At 43.8% G+C, this 12949-nt stretch carries 10 protein-coding genes; 6 read left to right on the forward strand and 4 right to left on the reverse strand.

Annotated features, from left to right (window positions below):
* Nucleotides 1-100 precede the first annotated feature (100 nt).
* Entirely contained in the window at nt 101-850 is a 750-nt protein-coding gene (locus tag LAJ61_RS09630) for a hypothetical protein (protein ID WP_224053727.1), read from the forward strand.
* Nucleotides 851-897: 47 nt separating this feature from the next.
* Here LAJ61_RS09630 and LAJ61_RS09635 read toward each other — a convergent pair whose 3' ends face one another.
* The 3 genes from LAJ61_RS09635 to ilvA form a co-directional block, all read right to left on the reverse strand.
* Nucleotides 898-1647, reverse strand: a complete 750-nt coding sequence (locus LAJ61_RS09635; protein WP_160002003.1) for a YebC/PmpR family DNA-binding transcriptional regulator — start codon at nt 1645-1647, stop codon at nt 898-900.
* Nucleotides 1648-1792: 145 nt separating this feature from the next.
* The gene (locus tag LAJ61_RS09640; protein ID WP_224053728.1) at nt 1793-3136 is read right to left on the reverse strand and encodes an ABC1 kinase family protein; all 1344 of its coding nucleotides are present in this window, start codon (nt 3134-3136) and stop codon (nt 1793-1795) included.
* A gap of 212 nt (nt 3137-3348) precedes the next feature.
* On the reverse strand, nt 3349-4899 hold the full coding sequence (gene ilvA / locus LAJ61_RS09645; protein ID WP_224053729.1) for a threonine ammonia-lyase, biosynthetic: 1551 nt from the start codon (nt 4897-4899) through the stop codon (nt 3349-3351).
* A gap of 224 nt (nt 4900-5123) precedes the next feature.
* Between ilvA and rpiA the strand changes: the two genes are divergently transcribed.
* The gene (rpiA, locus tag LAJ61_RS09650) at nt 5124-5813 is read left to right on the forward strand and encodes a ribose-5-phosphate isomerase RpiA (protein ID WP_224053730.1); all 690 of its coding nucleotides are present in this window, start codon (nt 5124-5126) and stop codon (nt 5811-5813) included.
* A gap of 104 nt (nt 5814-5917) precedes the next feature.
* Here the strand turns inward: rpiA and phbB are convergent, their stop codons facing one another.
* Nucleotides 5918-6691 carry an acetoacetyl-CoA reductase gene (gene phbB, locus LAJ61_RS09655; RefSeq protein ID WP_224053731.1) on the reverse strand — a complete coding sequence of 258 codons (774 nt, stop codon included), beginning with the start codon at nt 6689-6691 and terminating at the stop codon, nt 5918-5920.
* Nucleotides 6692-7262: 571 nt separating this feature from the next.
* Here phbB and glnE point away from each other — a divergent pair.
* From glnE to LAJ61_RS09675, 4 genes are all read left to right on the forward strand, one after another.
* Nucleotides 7263-10085: a bifunctional [glutamate--ammonia ligase]-adenylyl-L-tyrosine phosphorylase/[glutamate--ammonia-ligase] adenylyltransferase gene (gene glnE / locus LAJ61_RS09660; protein ID WP_224053732.1), complete on the forward strand. Its 2823-nt coding sequence runs from the start codon at nt 7263-7265 to the stop codon at nt 10083-10085.
* A gap of 86 nt (nt 10086-10171) precedes the next feature.
* Nucleotides 10172-11116 carry a branched-chain amino acid transaminase gene (locus LAJ61_RS09665; protein WP_007116868.1) on the forward strand — a complete coding sequence of 315 codons (945 nt, stop codon included), beginning with the start codon at nt 10172-10174 and terminating at the stop codon, nt 11114-11116.
* A 112-nt stretch (nt 11117-11228) separates the two neighbouring features.
* Entirely contained in the window at nt 11229-12056 is an 828-nt protein-coding gene (locus tag LAJ61_RS09670) for a glycosyl transferase (protein WP_224053733.1), read from the forward strand.
* A gap of 10 nt (nt 12057-12066) precedes the next feature.
* Entirely contained in the window at nt 12067-12936 is an 870-nt protein-coding gene (locus tag LAJ61_RS09675; protein ID WP_224053734.1) for a glycosyltransferase, read from the forward strand.
* The last annotated feature ends 13 nt before the right edge of the window (nt 12937-12949 follow it).

Consider the following 12949-nt stretch of genomic DNA (forward strand, 5'->3'; position numbering starts at 1 on the left):
ATATTTTAATCAAAGAAACATTTAGGCTGGGTAAATTGAATAAGCTACAGGTAATTAATGGATGACAGGGAATAAAAAAAATTCGCCAAGCATCATACGGATGTCGCAAAATCAGCTCAAACGCCAGCGCGAGTGGGTGTATTTGGTGCATTTTTTAGCCATGCTGCATTTGCATCCTGCCAAAACCATCTCAGGTACGGATGATGGTAATGAGCCAGATTTTACCTGTATTTTTTATTGTGACAAAGGTGAATATACCATTGGCATCGAATTAACGACTTTGCCAAGACTACGCGATGGACTCAGTAATGATAATTTAATGTTAAAGCGTTGGTACTGGCAGTCGCTGCTACAAGTGTCAACCAAATTGACACCGACGCGTTTTAATGGTGCGGGCGAGATAGTAGGTACCAAAGCCAATTGGGCGAATTGGCAAAAGATTGATAATCGTAATATTTCGAATATATCGCAGCAATTTATCGAGCCATCGAGTGATTTGCCACATGCTACGCTCAGTAGTAAATTACAAAACGGTATTGCCAAAACCATGCGTTGGTTACCCAGTGCGTTTTTTACCGATATGGCAGATGAAAACGAAGATTTACCGATTGATTCCTACGTCAATCAAAGTGATATTGATGCAGTGATGAGCAAAAAAGCGCATAAAGTCCAAGCTTACCGCAAAAAAAGAGCGTTGGATGAAGTCTGGTTATTGATTCATACCAATGAACAGCAAGAAAAGGGCGTATTAACTTTTGACACAAGTGAAGCCTTGCATCACGGTAGTGAGTTTAATCGAGTATTTTTAACCTTATACCCCACCACGACACTGCTACAAATTGCTAAATAAAAAAGGCTAAATCTACATTTAGCCTTTTTTATGCTGAAAAATTTCATTTAATCATCGAGTTGTTCCATGACCTCATCAGTAAAGTTGACGTTGGTATAGACTTCTTGTACATCATCCAAATCTTCTAGCATATCAATCATTTTCATGATTTTTTTAGCATCTTCGACATCAGTGACATCCGCCATGGTTGAAGGAGACATGGTCACTTCTGCGTTGTCGGATTTTAAACCGGCTTTCTCTAAGGCATCCATCACCTCACCGAAGTTCTCTGGCTCAGTGACCACTGTGATGCTATCACCGTTATTTTCAATATCGGTTGCCCCTGCTTCAAGCGCCACTTCCATGATGGTGTCTTCTAGCGACACATCATCAAAGGTAATTTCACCGCGTTTGCTAAACATATAAGCCACTGAGCCTGATGTACCCAAGTTGCCACCATTTTTGCTAAAAGCGTGACGCACTTCGCCAACGGTACGGTTGAGGTTATCCGTCATGGTCTCGACAATCACCGCAACACCGCCCAAGCCATAGCCTTCATAGGTGATTTCTTGCATGTTGTCATTGTCACCGCCGCCTGCACCACGTTCAATCGCTCGTTTTACCGTGTCTTTGGTCATATTAACTGAGTTGGCTTTTTCCACCGCCGCACGCAAACGTGGGTTACTTGCTGGGTCTGGGTCGCCTTGTTTGGCAGCAGAGACCAGCTCACGAATGATTTTGGTAAAGACTTTACCTTTTGCCGCATCTTGTTTGGCTTTACGGTGTTTGATGTTTGCCCACTTGGAATGTCCGGCCATGAGTGTATCCTTTATCTAACTATCTAACGTAACAATCTGATTTTCAAAATTTTGCGTGCGCTATTATAAACGAGCAACCCCGATTTTTGATAGGGGGTTGCGCCTATGTCATCGCAGGAAATGTTATTGAAACTTAAAATCAAATCTAAAGGCGAGGCAAGTCGTCAGGTCGTGGCAATGTCGGCAAATCAATATAGCGGTGTATCAACTCACTTAAATCAATGGTTACCTTTAAATTGACCAAGTTCCAATACTGTCCAGAAATAGTTCGATCAAGCATCATGGTAAGTGGGGCAGGTTGAAAGCTTTGCCAGTATTTAAGCGACTCTTTTGCTTTGGCAATCGCTTGAAAATGGGTTTGGCTGGTGGCAAAGTCATAAGGCGCATGTTTGGATAAATCAAACAACTGCGTAAAACCATACGGGGTCAAACCAATCTGCAACCAATCGTTATAAAAGTTTGTGGGCAGTGGTTCATCATTGTCTTTTTTGATGCCAATGCTGACCAAATCTTGCTCAAGCGCTGTCACATCGCCGCTCAGGCAATGAATGGCAAAGCGTTTGAATAACGCAACTTCGTCATGACTGTAAGATTTGATACCACCAAAGTCATAGGCAATGACTGAGCCGTCGGGGCGAAACGCAAAGTTACCTGGATGGGGGTCACAATGCAGACGATACAGTTTGAACAATTGACCGGCACTAAAATCAAATAAGCGAGTGGCGATCTTTTGTTTGATGTCATTGTCCCAAGTCGCAGCCACTTCGAGCTTTTCACCCAGTTCTTGTGATAGGGTTAAAATACGTTTGGTCGAATGGCTATGAAAAACTTTGGGGATAATCAGCCCATCATCATCGCTGTGAAAACTGCCAAAAATTGCCAAATTATGGGCTTCTTTGGTGTAGTCAAGCTCGTCATACAGGCTATCACGGATTTCTGCAAAAATTTTATCTTGCAAGGTTTTATCCATATTGAGTACGCCAGTTATCTTAAGCGCCAAGCGAACGTGTTTTAAATCACTATCGATACTGGTATCAATGTCGGGGTATTGCACTTTGACTACGACCGCTTCACCGGTTGGCAACACCGCTTTATGGACTTGACCGATAGAGGCTGCCGCAAAGGGTGATTGATCAAACTGGGCAAACAACGCTTCAATCGGTTGCCCCAATTCTTTTTCAACCTGCTGTTTGATGACGGCAAACGGCATGGGCGGCGCGTCTTTTTGTAATTTCTCCAGCGCTTTTGAGACTTCGGGCGGGAACACATCTTTATACTGCGAGGCAATTTGACCCACTTTCATCACCGCACCTTTCATTTCGCCTAAGGTGTCGGCGATTTGCAGCCCTACGGTTTGCAGCATTTCGCTACGGGCTGTGAGTTTATCTTCTTCAGAGCCTGCAAAAGACTTAATAGAATTTTTAGCTGCTTTTCCTGCGATACTGGCAGTCATACCCGCAAGTTTTAAAAAACGTTTTTTTGATGACATAGTGGTTGTCTTATAGCAGAATTTTTTAATTAAGTTATCAGTGAAACTATCAGGTAAATTATCAAGTTTTAAGTATTGAGATTAGCAGAAAATGGCTATTTTTGCTATGTACCGTGCTGAAATTTAGCGAATTTTGTGCATAGCTTGGCATAAAAAACTTGGCACAAAAAAAGGCGCCACGATGACACCTTTTTTATCCAAATCGTTAAAAATTATTGTAAAAATAAGCGATAACCTAAATTATCGGTGAGGTTTTCGCACTCATAGCCAATGTCTTGCAGCTTGGCAAGTAATTGCTCGGCGGTTTGTTCACCCATTTGAATGCCCGCTAAGATACGCCCTTCAGCCGCCCCATGATTGCGATAGTGGAATAAAGAAATGTTAAACTGTGAGCCCAATTTTTCAAGGAAGTTAAGCAGCGCGCCAGGACGCTCGGGAAATTCGATGCGAAATAGTTGCTCGTCTTTTAATCCCGCGTGTCCGCCGATTAAATAGCGAATATGGGTCTTGGCGACTTCATCATCGGTCAAATCAATCGCAGCATCATCGGCTTCATTGAGTAACTGGTGGATTGCTTTGCGCTCTTTTTCGCCTTCTTTGAGGGCGATACCGACAAAAATATTGGCAGCGTGATGGGCGTAGTTGGGGTTGGTGTTGATGCGGTAATTAAATTCGGTGATGTTGCGACCTTTGAGTGAGCGGCAAAAATCCAAGAAAGCGCCTGTGCGCTCAGGAATGGTCACCCCAAAAATCGCTTCTTTTTTCTCACCAATTTCGGTACGTTCAGCAATGTAACGTAACCGGTCAAAATTCATGTTGGCACCACATAAAATCGCCACACAGTTTTTGCCTTGTAGGTTATGCGCCTCAATGTATTTTTTCATACCCGCGACTGCCAACGCCCCTGCAGGCTCAACGATGGTGCGGGTTTCATCATACACGTCTTTAATCGCCGCACACACTTCGTCATTGCTACAAGTGACCACATCAGGCTCGACCACGGGACCTGAGTTATCGCTTTTTGGCATACGGCAGACGTCAAACGGTATTTCACCCAGCTGCGCGACTGCCACCCCATCGACGAACAACCCCACTTGGGGTAGTCGCTTGCGTTCACCGGTATCAAGCGCGATTTTTAAACAGGCTGCTTCTTCTGGCTCGACTGCCACGACTTTGACATGCGGTGCAACTTCCCCCAAAAATGCCGCGACGCCTGAGATTAAGCCACCGCCACCAACGGCAACAAACACATATTCCATTTTACGCCATTGTTGTACTAGCTCCATGGCAATGGTACCTTGACCTGCGATGACCAATTCATCGTCATATGGCGGGATAAAGGTCAAGCCATCGGTTTGGGCGCGTTCAATGGCATAGCGGTTAGATTCATCAAAACTATCGCCATACAGCACCACATTACCGCCCAAGGACTTGACGGCACTGACTTTGATGTCGGGGGTGGTGGTCGGCATCACGATAATGTTATTGAGTCCCAAGCGGCTAGCAGAGAAGGCAACGCCTTGCGCGTGGTTGCCGGCAGAGGCACAAATCACGCCTTTGGCTTTGTCTACTTCGCTTAACTGGCTAATTCGATTGTAGGCACCCCGCAGCTTAAAAGAAAACACTGGCTGAAAATCTTCACGTTTAAAACGAATATCGTTGTTAAACCGTTCACTGAGTTTTTTGGCGGGTTCAAGCGGCGTTTGAATAGCAGCATCATACACGGTCGCTTGAAGGATAAGGCGTACCCAATCTGATAACATAATAATGACCTAAGTTTGAAAAATACGTTTGAAGATTTATTTTTACGCTCTGTGTGCTTTTATAACCAAAACAAAGCAAATCGTTAGAGAAGTAAAAAATAAGTGATTAGATTAGGACTTTAGGGTTTAGCTTGCAAGTGCTTTTACGGTAAAATAAGTTGGGTAATTGATAGCATTAAGTTTTCTATGTGTTTTTTTGATAAATTCCTAACAAGGCTGGGTCTATGAGTACGATGAATGCAAGCACGCAACAACAACAAAAACAAGCCGTGGCAGCAGACGCGTTAAAATATATCGAATCAGGCATGATTTTGGGCGTGGGGACGGGCAGTACCGTCAACTGCCTCATTGAATTATTGCCAAAAGTTAACCTAAAGGGCGCTGTGGCAAGCTCAAAGGTCACCGAAGATAAGCTCAAAGCCCTCGGTATTGAGGTGATGGATTTAAATTTCACGGGTGAGTTAGACTTATATATTGATGGTGCCGATGAAGTAAACGAGCACTTACAGCTAGTCAAAGGCGGTGGCGGCGCTTTAACCCGTGAAAAAATTGTTGCCGCTGCTTCTAAGCAGTTTATTTGCATGGTGGATGAAAGCAAATGGGTGCAGCAATTAGGCGTTGGCTTTCCACTACCGATTGAAGTATTGCCGCAAGCGCGCTCGTATGTGGCGCGTGAGTTAGTACAGCTTGGCGGTGAGCCGGTCTACCGTGAAGGATTTGTCACCGATTATGGCAATTTGATTTTGGATGTTTATGGCTTAGATATCGGCTTGGACATTGAGAAGGTAGCAGCGTTTGAAGCAAAGTTAAACAATATCGTTGGGGTAGTGTGTAATGGGTTATTTACTGCACAGCACGCGGATATCTTACTGATGGCAACGGCAGATGGCGTAAAAAAATTAACAGCCAAGTAAGTTACCATTAAGTTAACGGTTATCAGCAATGTTGTCACATAAAAAAAAAGACCAAGTCACGATGACTGGTCTTTTTTAGTTCATAACCGATGATGGCAGGCTCATTAGTGCATGTATTGACCGCCATTTACGTTGATGGTTTCACCTGTGATATAAGCAGCGCCATCGCTGACCAAATACACCACGGCAGCGGCAATCTCTTCAGGTTGAGCGATACGACCCATTGGGATGCCTGCTTTGATGCTTTCCATTACTTTTTCAGGCACTGCCATCACCATTTTAGTACCCGTATAACCGGGTGCAACCACGTTAACGGTCACCCCGGATTTAGCGCCTTCTTGTGCCAACGCTTTACTAAAGCCGATGATACCTGCCTTGGTGGCTGAGTAGTTGGTTTGACCAAACTGACCTTTTAAGCCATTAATTGAACTGATACTCACAATGCGCCCAGATTTTTGCTCAAGCATTTTGTTAAATACGGGTTGGGTGACCGTGAATAGTGATTTTAAGTTGGTATCAATCACCTCTGACCATTGCTCATAAGTCATTTTTTTGAAAGTCGTATCACGGGTGATACCTGCGTTATTTACCAACACATCAATGTGACCTGCTTTTTCAATTGCATCAACAATGGCTTTGGTGGCGGCTTCATGGTCAGTGAGATTGGTCTCAACAAAGGTGAAATCGCTGGCATTCAAGCCTTCTTCTTCTAACCAAGCTTCGCCGCGGTTGACCGTGCTATCCGCTTTAGGGGTGTAAGTTGCAATGATGTGATAGCCAGCTTGGATTAGCGCATGACAAATAGCGGTGCCAATACCACCTAGCGCACCTGTTACGAGGGCAATTTTTTTATTTGCAGTTGGGTTGTCCGTTGTCATCACAGTACGCTCCTTGTTGGTTGTGATTGTTGGTCGTAATAAAAAAATTCAATGATTAGGATATTTTATAAGATAAATATGTTGGTTTTTTTACAATTGAACATGCGGCTAAAAAATCAGTCACACGCGATTGATATCAGGGTCACAAAAAAACTATAGACCGAATATTCACATAAAGTTATTGACTTTTACTTCCTTGTTTTTTTTCATCATATATGAAAATTTGATAACTACCAATATTTTTTACGTTTTTATTTTTATTACAAACATTTTGCTACGTGCAAACGAGTATTTATAGGTTTGTGTGCTAAAAAAATTTGCAACAATAGCGGTTTGTGCTAGGCTATAAGGATAACTTTTAAGCAGTGTAAGGTTGAGCAAAATACTCTGTATCAACCGCACTTAAGCAAGGCTAATTGCAAAATCTCCCGCTTGATGGTACAAACTTGGCTTGGTTGTACAAACTTGATTGTATCGATACGCAAGCGTAAATGCTTAGTACTTATATATACCACGATGAGCTGGGTCTGTTTATTTAGTCTGTTTATTTATTTGCCACACGGAAATTAGAATGCCACAACTCTTACCGACGATAGAACAAATCGCTGTATTACAGCAAGCTAGTAATTTTGGCTATCAGTATTGGCAGACTAAAACAAACGTTGCACAAAGCTTTTTAAAAAGCTATCCGCTTACCCAAACGCTTGATGTCCAACATATCAAAGATTTAATACGCGATTATACGCTGGATGAAGATTACCAATTGGCGGATGAAGCAAGCGTGATGCGGGGGCTGCGTCATCTACGTAATTTGTTGATGATGCGCTGGATTTGGCAAGATGCATTAAATCTGATTAGTCTAGAGCAGCTGACATGGGAGTTGTCAAAATTTGCCGATTATTGTCTCATTTTTGCCAAAGACTATGTGTATCAAGATTTAATCAGGCGCTATGGCGAGCCGTATTTTTTTGATGAAAAAAATAAACCACACAAGGATGATTTAGCCATCATCGCCATGGGTAAAATGGGGGCAGAAGAGCTCAACTTATCAAGCGATATTGATTTGATTTTTGTCCATCAGGGGCAAGGTGAGACGGTGGTTGACCCGTTAAAACAATCAGGGTTAAAAGCTGCTAAATCCATCGACAACAAGAAATTTTTTACCAAATGGGGTCAAGGTATCATCAATCTGCTTGATAAAAACACCCAAGATGGTTTTGTATTTCGCATTGATATGCGCCTGCGTCCTTGGGGCGATGGCAGTGACTTGGCAATTCATTTATCGGCACTGGAAAAATATTTTGCCCAACACGGACGGGCATGGGAGCGATTTGCTTGGCTAAAAGCCAGAATCGTCAATCCTGTCACCTTTAGCGATAGCTTAGAAGCCCTTATCAAGCCGTTTGTATTTCGTTATTATGTCGATTATAGTGCCTTTGCCGCCCTACGTGAGATGAAATCGCTGATTCAAAACCAAGTCGAACAACGTCAAGATACCGACAATGTCAAGCTTGGGGCAGGTGGTATCCGTGATATTGAGTTTATCGTGCAGTCGTTTCAGTTGATTTATGGCGGGCGTGTCAGTGATATCAGAGTAAAAAACTGCCTACAAGCGATGAGCCAACTGGAAAAACATGGCTTTATCGATGCTGTGACCCATGAGCAATTGGCACAAGCCTATCGTTTTTTACGCAGATTGGAGCATGGTATCCAAGCCATCAATGATGAACAAACCCAGCGACTACCCCAAGATGCCAAACAGCGACATCAGCTTGCCCAAGTATTGGGGTTTGCCGATTGGACGGCATTGTTAGCCAAACTCAATGAATACCGCCAAACGGTAAAAATACCTTTTGACGAGCTGGTCAGTGATCGCCAACAGTCTGATGAACAACTACAAGTGGATCATCAGCACAATTTATCTGAACTTGAGCAAAAATTAAGCGCTGACAATAAAGATAAATTAAGCCAGTTTTGGCAAAGTAAGCTCATCACAGGGCTCAGTGAAGAAGCCAAGACTCGCCTAAATGCCGCTTATCCGATTCTAATCAATGGGTTGTTACATTCTGATTTAAGCGAAGATGCAATCAACGTGGCGTTACCTAGAATGTTGACACTGCTAGAGGCGGTAAGTCGTCGGTCAATTTATTTGGTCATGTTTGCCGAAAACCCAACGGCAGCCGCCAAATTGATTCCCATGTTGGCAGCAAGCCCTTGGATTGCGAGCGAATTGGTAAGTTATCCTGTTTTGCTAGATTCATTTATCCGTGAAAAATACCGTCATTTACCTGATAAGGCAGAACTCAGTGACATCCTGCGTCAGCAGTTGTTACGGGTAGAACCTAATGATGAAGAAGGGCTACTCAACGCCTTTCGTTTTTTCAAAAAAACCCAAGTCTTGGCAGTGGCGGCGAGTGATGTGTTGGCGGATAGACCGTTGATGAAAGTCTCTGATTCGCTCACCTTTATCGCTGAAGTGGTGCTTGAAAAAGCGTTGCAACGGGTATTTGGTGAATTGGTAAAAAAACATGGCTATCCTGTCAATGCCCAAGGCGAGCCTGTGAGTGAAGCGCATAATGGCTTTGCAATTATCGGTTATGGTAAGCTTGGCGGGCTTGAAATGAGTTATAGCTCAGATCTTGATCTTGTGTTTATTCATGATATTGATGAAGAAGCGATGACGCTCGGTGAAAAACCCATCAGCGGTATGAAGTTTGCCGCCCGCCTTGCCCAAAAACTGATGAATTATTTGACCACCCAAACGCGCGATGGCCGTGTCTATGAGATTGACATGCGCCTGCGTCCTTCGGGTCAAGCAGGTATGATGGTGGTGTCTACCCATGCGTTTGAACTTTACCAAATGCACAAAGCTTGGGCGTGGGAACACCAAGCGTTGGTTCGCGCACGTGCCATTTGCGGTGATAACCGGGTGATGACGCGATTTGACCAGATTCGTAAGGAAGTATTGTGTCTGCCGCGTGATAAAGACAGTGTCCGTATCGAAGTATCCACCATGCGGCATAAGATGCAAGACCATTTGGGCAGCAAACCGCATACCAAGCAGCAAGGGTTGTTTCATCTGAAACAAGATGCAGGCGGATTAGTTGATATTGAGTTTATTGCCCAGTTTGCTGTCTTGGCGTATGCCAATAGTTATCCTGCGTTGGCAGTTTGGAGTGACAATGTGCGTATCTTTGAAGCGCTTGCCAAAACAGGTATTATCGAAACCGAAATATGCCAACAGCTAACGCACGCTTATCTTCGTATCCGCAGTATGACGCATCGGTTGGCTTTGGCAGAGCAGCCGATACTGGTAGATGAAGCCCAGTGGCATGAACTACGCAATTTTGTTGATGCGCAATGGCATCGTTTAATCGGGCAGCGTCCAGAATAGATGTAACATCAATTTTTATTTCAAACAAAGTACTTTTTATTTCAAACAAAAATTTTTTATCTCAAACAAAAAACTAGGAGTAATCAATGGCAACAATTCCCAGCATGGCAGACCGTGATGGTTTTATTTGGATGGATGGCAACATGGTAGACTGGCGTGATGCCAAAATCCACGTATTAACCCACACACTGCACTACGGGATGGGCGTGTTTGAGGGGGTTCGAGCCTACAAAACCCATGATGGACGCACGGCGATTTTTCGTCTAGAAGACCATACCCAGCGCCTGCTAAATTCAGCTAAAATTTTCCAGCTTGCTGTACCCTATTCGTATGAAGAAGTGTTACAAGCACAAAAAGCCGTGGTACGTGAAAATAACCTTGAATCGGCATACCTACGCCCATTGATTTGGGTCGGTTCTGAAAAATTGGGTATCGCTGCCAAAGATAATAGCATTCATACCATCGTTGCCGCTTGGGTTTGGGGTGCTTATCTGGGTGAAGAAGGCATGGCAAAAGGTATCCGGGTAAAAACCTCAAGCTTTACCCATCACCATCCAAACGTCACCATGTGTAAAGCCAAAGCCGTCAGCAACTACCCAGTATCTATCATGTCAAACCAAGAAGTCACCCGTCATGGCTATGATGAAGCGGTATTGATGGATACCCAAGGCTATGTTTGTCAAGGCTCAGGGGAAAACTTATTTTTGGTTAAAGATGGTGAGCTTCATACACCAGATTTGTCAGGGGGTGCATTGGACGGCATTACCCGTCGTACGGTGATACAGTTTGCACAGGACTTGGGCATCAAAGTGCATGAGCGTAGAATCACCCGTGATGAATTTTATATCGCGGATGAAATCTTTATGACAGGTACTGCTGCTGAGATTACCCCAATTCGTGAATATGATGACCACGTCATTGGCTGCGGCGCGCGTGGTGAAATCACCGAAAAACTGCAAAGTCTATTTTTTGACGTGGTGCAAGGCAAAAATGATAAATACGCGCATTGGCTCAGCTATGTGGATGAATAATCGGTAAAATTGTAGATAAGTGAAAATAAGTAGATAAGTGAACATAAAAGGATAGTTATGTTAAAATGACTATCCTTATTTTTTGAAAAATTATCGGTACTTTGGAAGTGACATGACAACATCGAGTGCAACCACCCCGCTCAAACAAATTATTTGTATCAAATGGGGCACCAAATATGGCGCAGATTACGTTAATAAACTCTATGGAATGGTAAGCCGTAATATCACCCCGCCGTTTCGCTTTGTCTGCTTTACCGACAATACCGATGGCGTTCGTCCTGAAGTAGAATGTCAGGATTTGCCGCCCAGTGATATTGTGATGCCTACCAACACCCTTGGTAAATGGCCTAAGTCACGGCTTTGGAATGCACAGCTTGGCAATGTCACAGGAACGGTATTGTTTTTAGATCTTGATGTGGTTGTGGTGGGTAGCCTTGATGATTTTTTTAGTTTTGGCGATGACGATCAGACGGTTTTATCTTATAACCCAAGTAACCCCTTAGAGAAGCTAGGTCAAACCTCATGTTTTCGCTTCAAAGTCGGTAGTTTGGTTAGTCTGCTAGAAAAATTTCGTGCCGATCCACAAGGCGTGGCGGATAAATATCGCTTTGAGCAGCGTTTTGTCACTCGCAATGCACCAGGCGGGGTTAAGCTTTTTCCAAAAGAGTGGGTGGTGCATTTTCGCCGCAAATGCCGTCAGCCATTTCCGCTAAATTATTTTATCCCACCAAAACTGCCTCATGATGCACGCATTATTATTTTCCCGGGGGATTTGTATCCGCAAAATGCGATTGCAGGACAATACAACAAAAATTCTGCTGATAATGCTAAAGAACATTTAGGGCAATTATTCACCGCTGAAAAAATCAAAAAACCGATTTCACATTTACGCCATTTTATTTTGCCAACTGATTGGGTGGCAACGCATTGGCGAGAATAGAGGATAAACTATGGCGAACTTAGACCAACCTATCAAAATATTTATCGGCTGTGACCCTAATAACAGTGACCTTGAGCAGATGATGGTGCTAGATTATAGCTTGCACAAACATACCAGCGAGCCTGTCGAGATTATCTGGATGCAGTTAAGCCGTGACCCAAGCAGCGTATGGTATTCCAATCCGCAAACAGGCGAGGGCTGGCATACCGAAAAATGGGCGACCCCGTTTTCGGGCTTTCGTTGGGCAATCCCCGAATATTGTGGCTTTAGCGGACGGGCGATTTATATGGATGCCGATATGGTGGTGTTGGACGATATCGCTAAATTGTGGCAGCATCCGATATCTGATGAGGCGATCCTTGCGGCTAAAGGCGATGGCGATTTGATGCGACTGTGCACCTGCGTATGGGATTGCCAAAAAGCCAAGGATTATCTTCAGCCTGTGGCACAGCTACAAGCCGATCCTGAAAGCCATAGCAAAATGATGGCAAAATTTAAAGCCAATCCGCAACTCATACAGCTCTACCAAGACAGCTTTAATTGTGTGGATGGCGAAGATTTAGCGATTGAGGATATTCGGATTTTGCATTATTCGGACATGGGAACGCAGTTTAGCCATAAATATTCCTTACCGCGCTTACAAGCCGAGGGCAAAACGCATTGGTTTGATGGGCAGATTTTGCCGCACCCGCGTCAAGATTTGGTTGAGCTTTTCGATACCTATTATCAAGAGGCGATACAAGCGGGCTATAGTATTGAAAACTATCGCACTACGCCGTTTGGTGAGTTTCCAAAAAGAACTTATAAAAAAGGTTACAGAGGTAATGCGGTCACTCGTCCTGCGAAAAAACCTTCTTTATTTAGTCGTTGGTTTAAATAGTTCATAGAGTATT

The sequence above is a fragment of the Faucicola osloensis genome (assembly GCF_020041925.1).
GTDB classification, from domain to species: Bacteria; Pseudomonadota; Gammaproteobacteria; order Pseudomonadales; family Moraxellaceae; genus Faucicola; species Faucicola osloensis_D.

What these genes read in the sequence shown, in the direction of transcription:
- LAJ61_RS09630 (WP_224053727.1), top strand. Translation starts at nt 101, where the DNA reads ATGTCGCAAAATCAGCTCAAACGCCAGCGCGAGTGGGTGTATTTGGTG.
- LAJ61_RS09635 (WP_160002003.1), bottom strand. Translation starts at nt 1,647, where the DNA reads ATGGCCGGACATTCCAAGTGGGCAAACATCAAACACCGTAAAGCCAAA.
- LAJ61_RS09640 (WP_224053728.1), bottom strand. Translation starts at nt 3,136, where the DNA reads ATGTCATCAAAAAAACGTTTTTTAAAACTTGCGGGTATGACTGCCAGT.
- ilvA (WP_224053729.1), bottom strand. Translation starts at nt 4,899, where the DNA reads ATGTTATCAGATTGGGTACGCCTTATCCTTCAAGCGACCGTGTATGAT.
- rpiA (WP_224053730.1), top strand. Translation starts at nt 5,124, where the DNA reads ATGAGTACGATGAATGCAAGCACGCAACAACAACAAAAACAAGCCGTG.
- phbB (WP_224053731.1), bottom strand. Translation starts at nt 6,691, where the DNA reads ATGACAACGGACAACCCAACTGCAAATAAAAAAATTGCCCTCGTAACA.
- glnE (WP_224053732.1), top strand. Translation starts at nt 7,263, where the DNA reads ATGCCACAACTCTTACCGACGATAGAACAAATCGCTGTATTACAGCAA.
- LAJ61_RS09665 (WP_007116868.1), top strand. Translation starts at nt 10,172, where the DNA reads ATGGCAACAATTCCCAGCATGGCAGACCGTGATGGTTTTATTTGGATG.
- LAJ61_RS09670 (WP_224053733.1), top strand. Translation starts at nt 11,229, where the DNA reads ATGACAACATCGAGTGCAACCACCCCGCTCAAACAAATTATTTGTATC.
- LAJ61_RS09675 (WP_224053734.1), top strand. Translation starts at nt 12,067, where the DNA reads ATGGCGAACTTAGACCAACCTATCAAAATATTTATCGGCTGTGACCCT.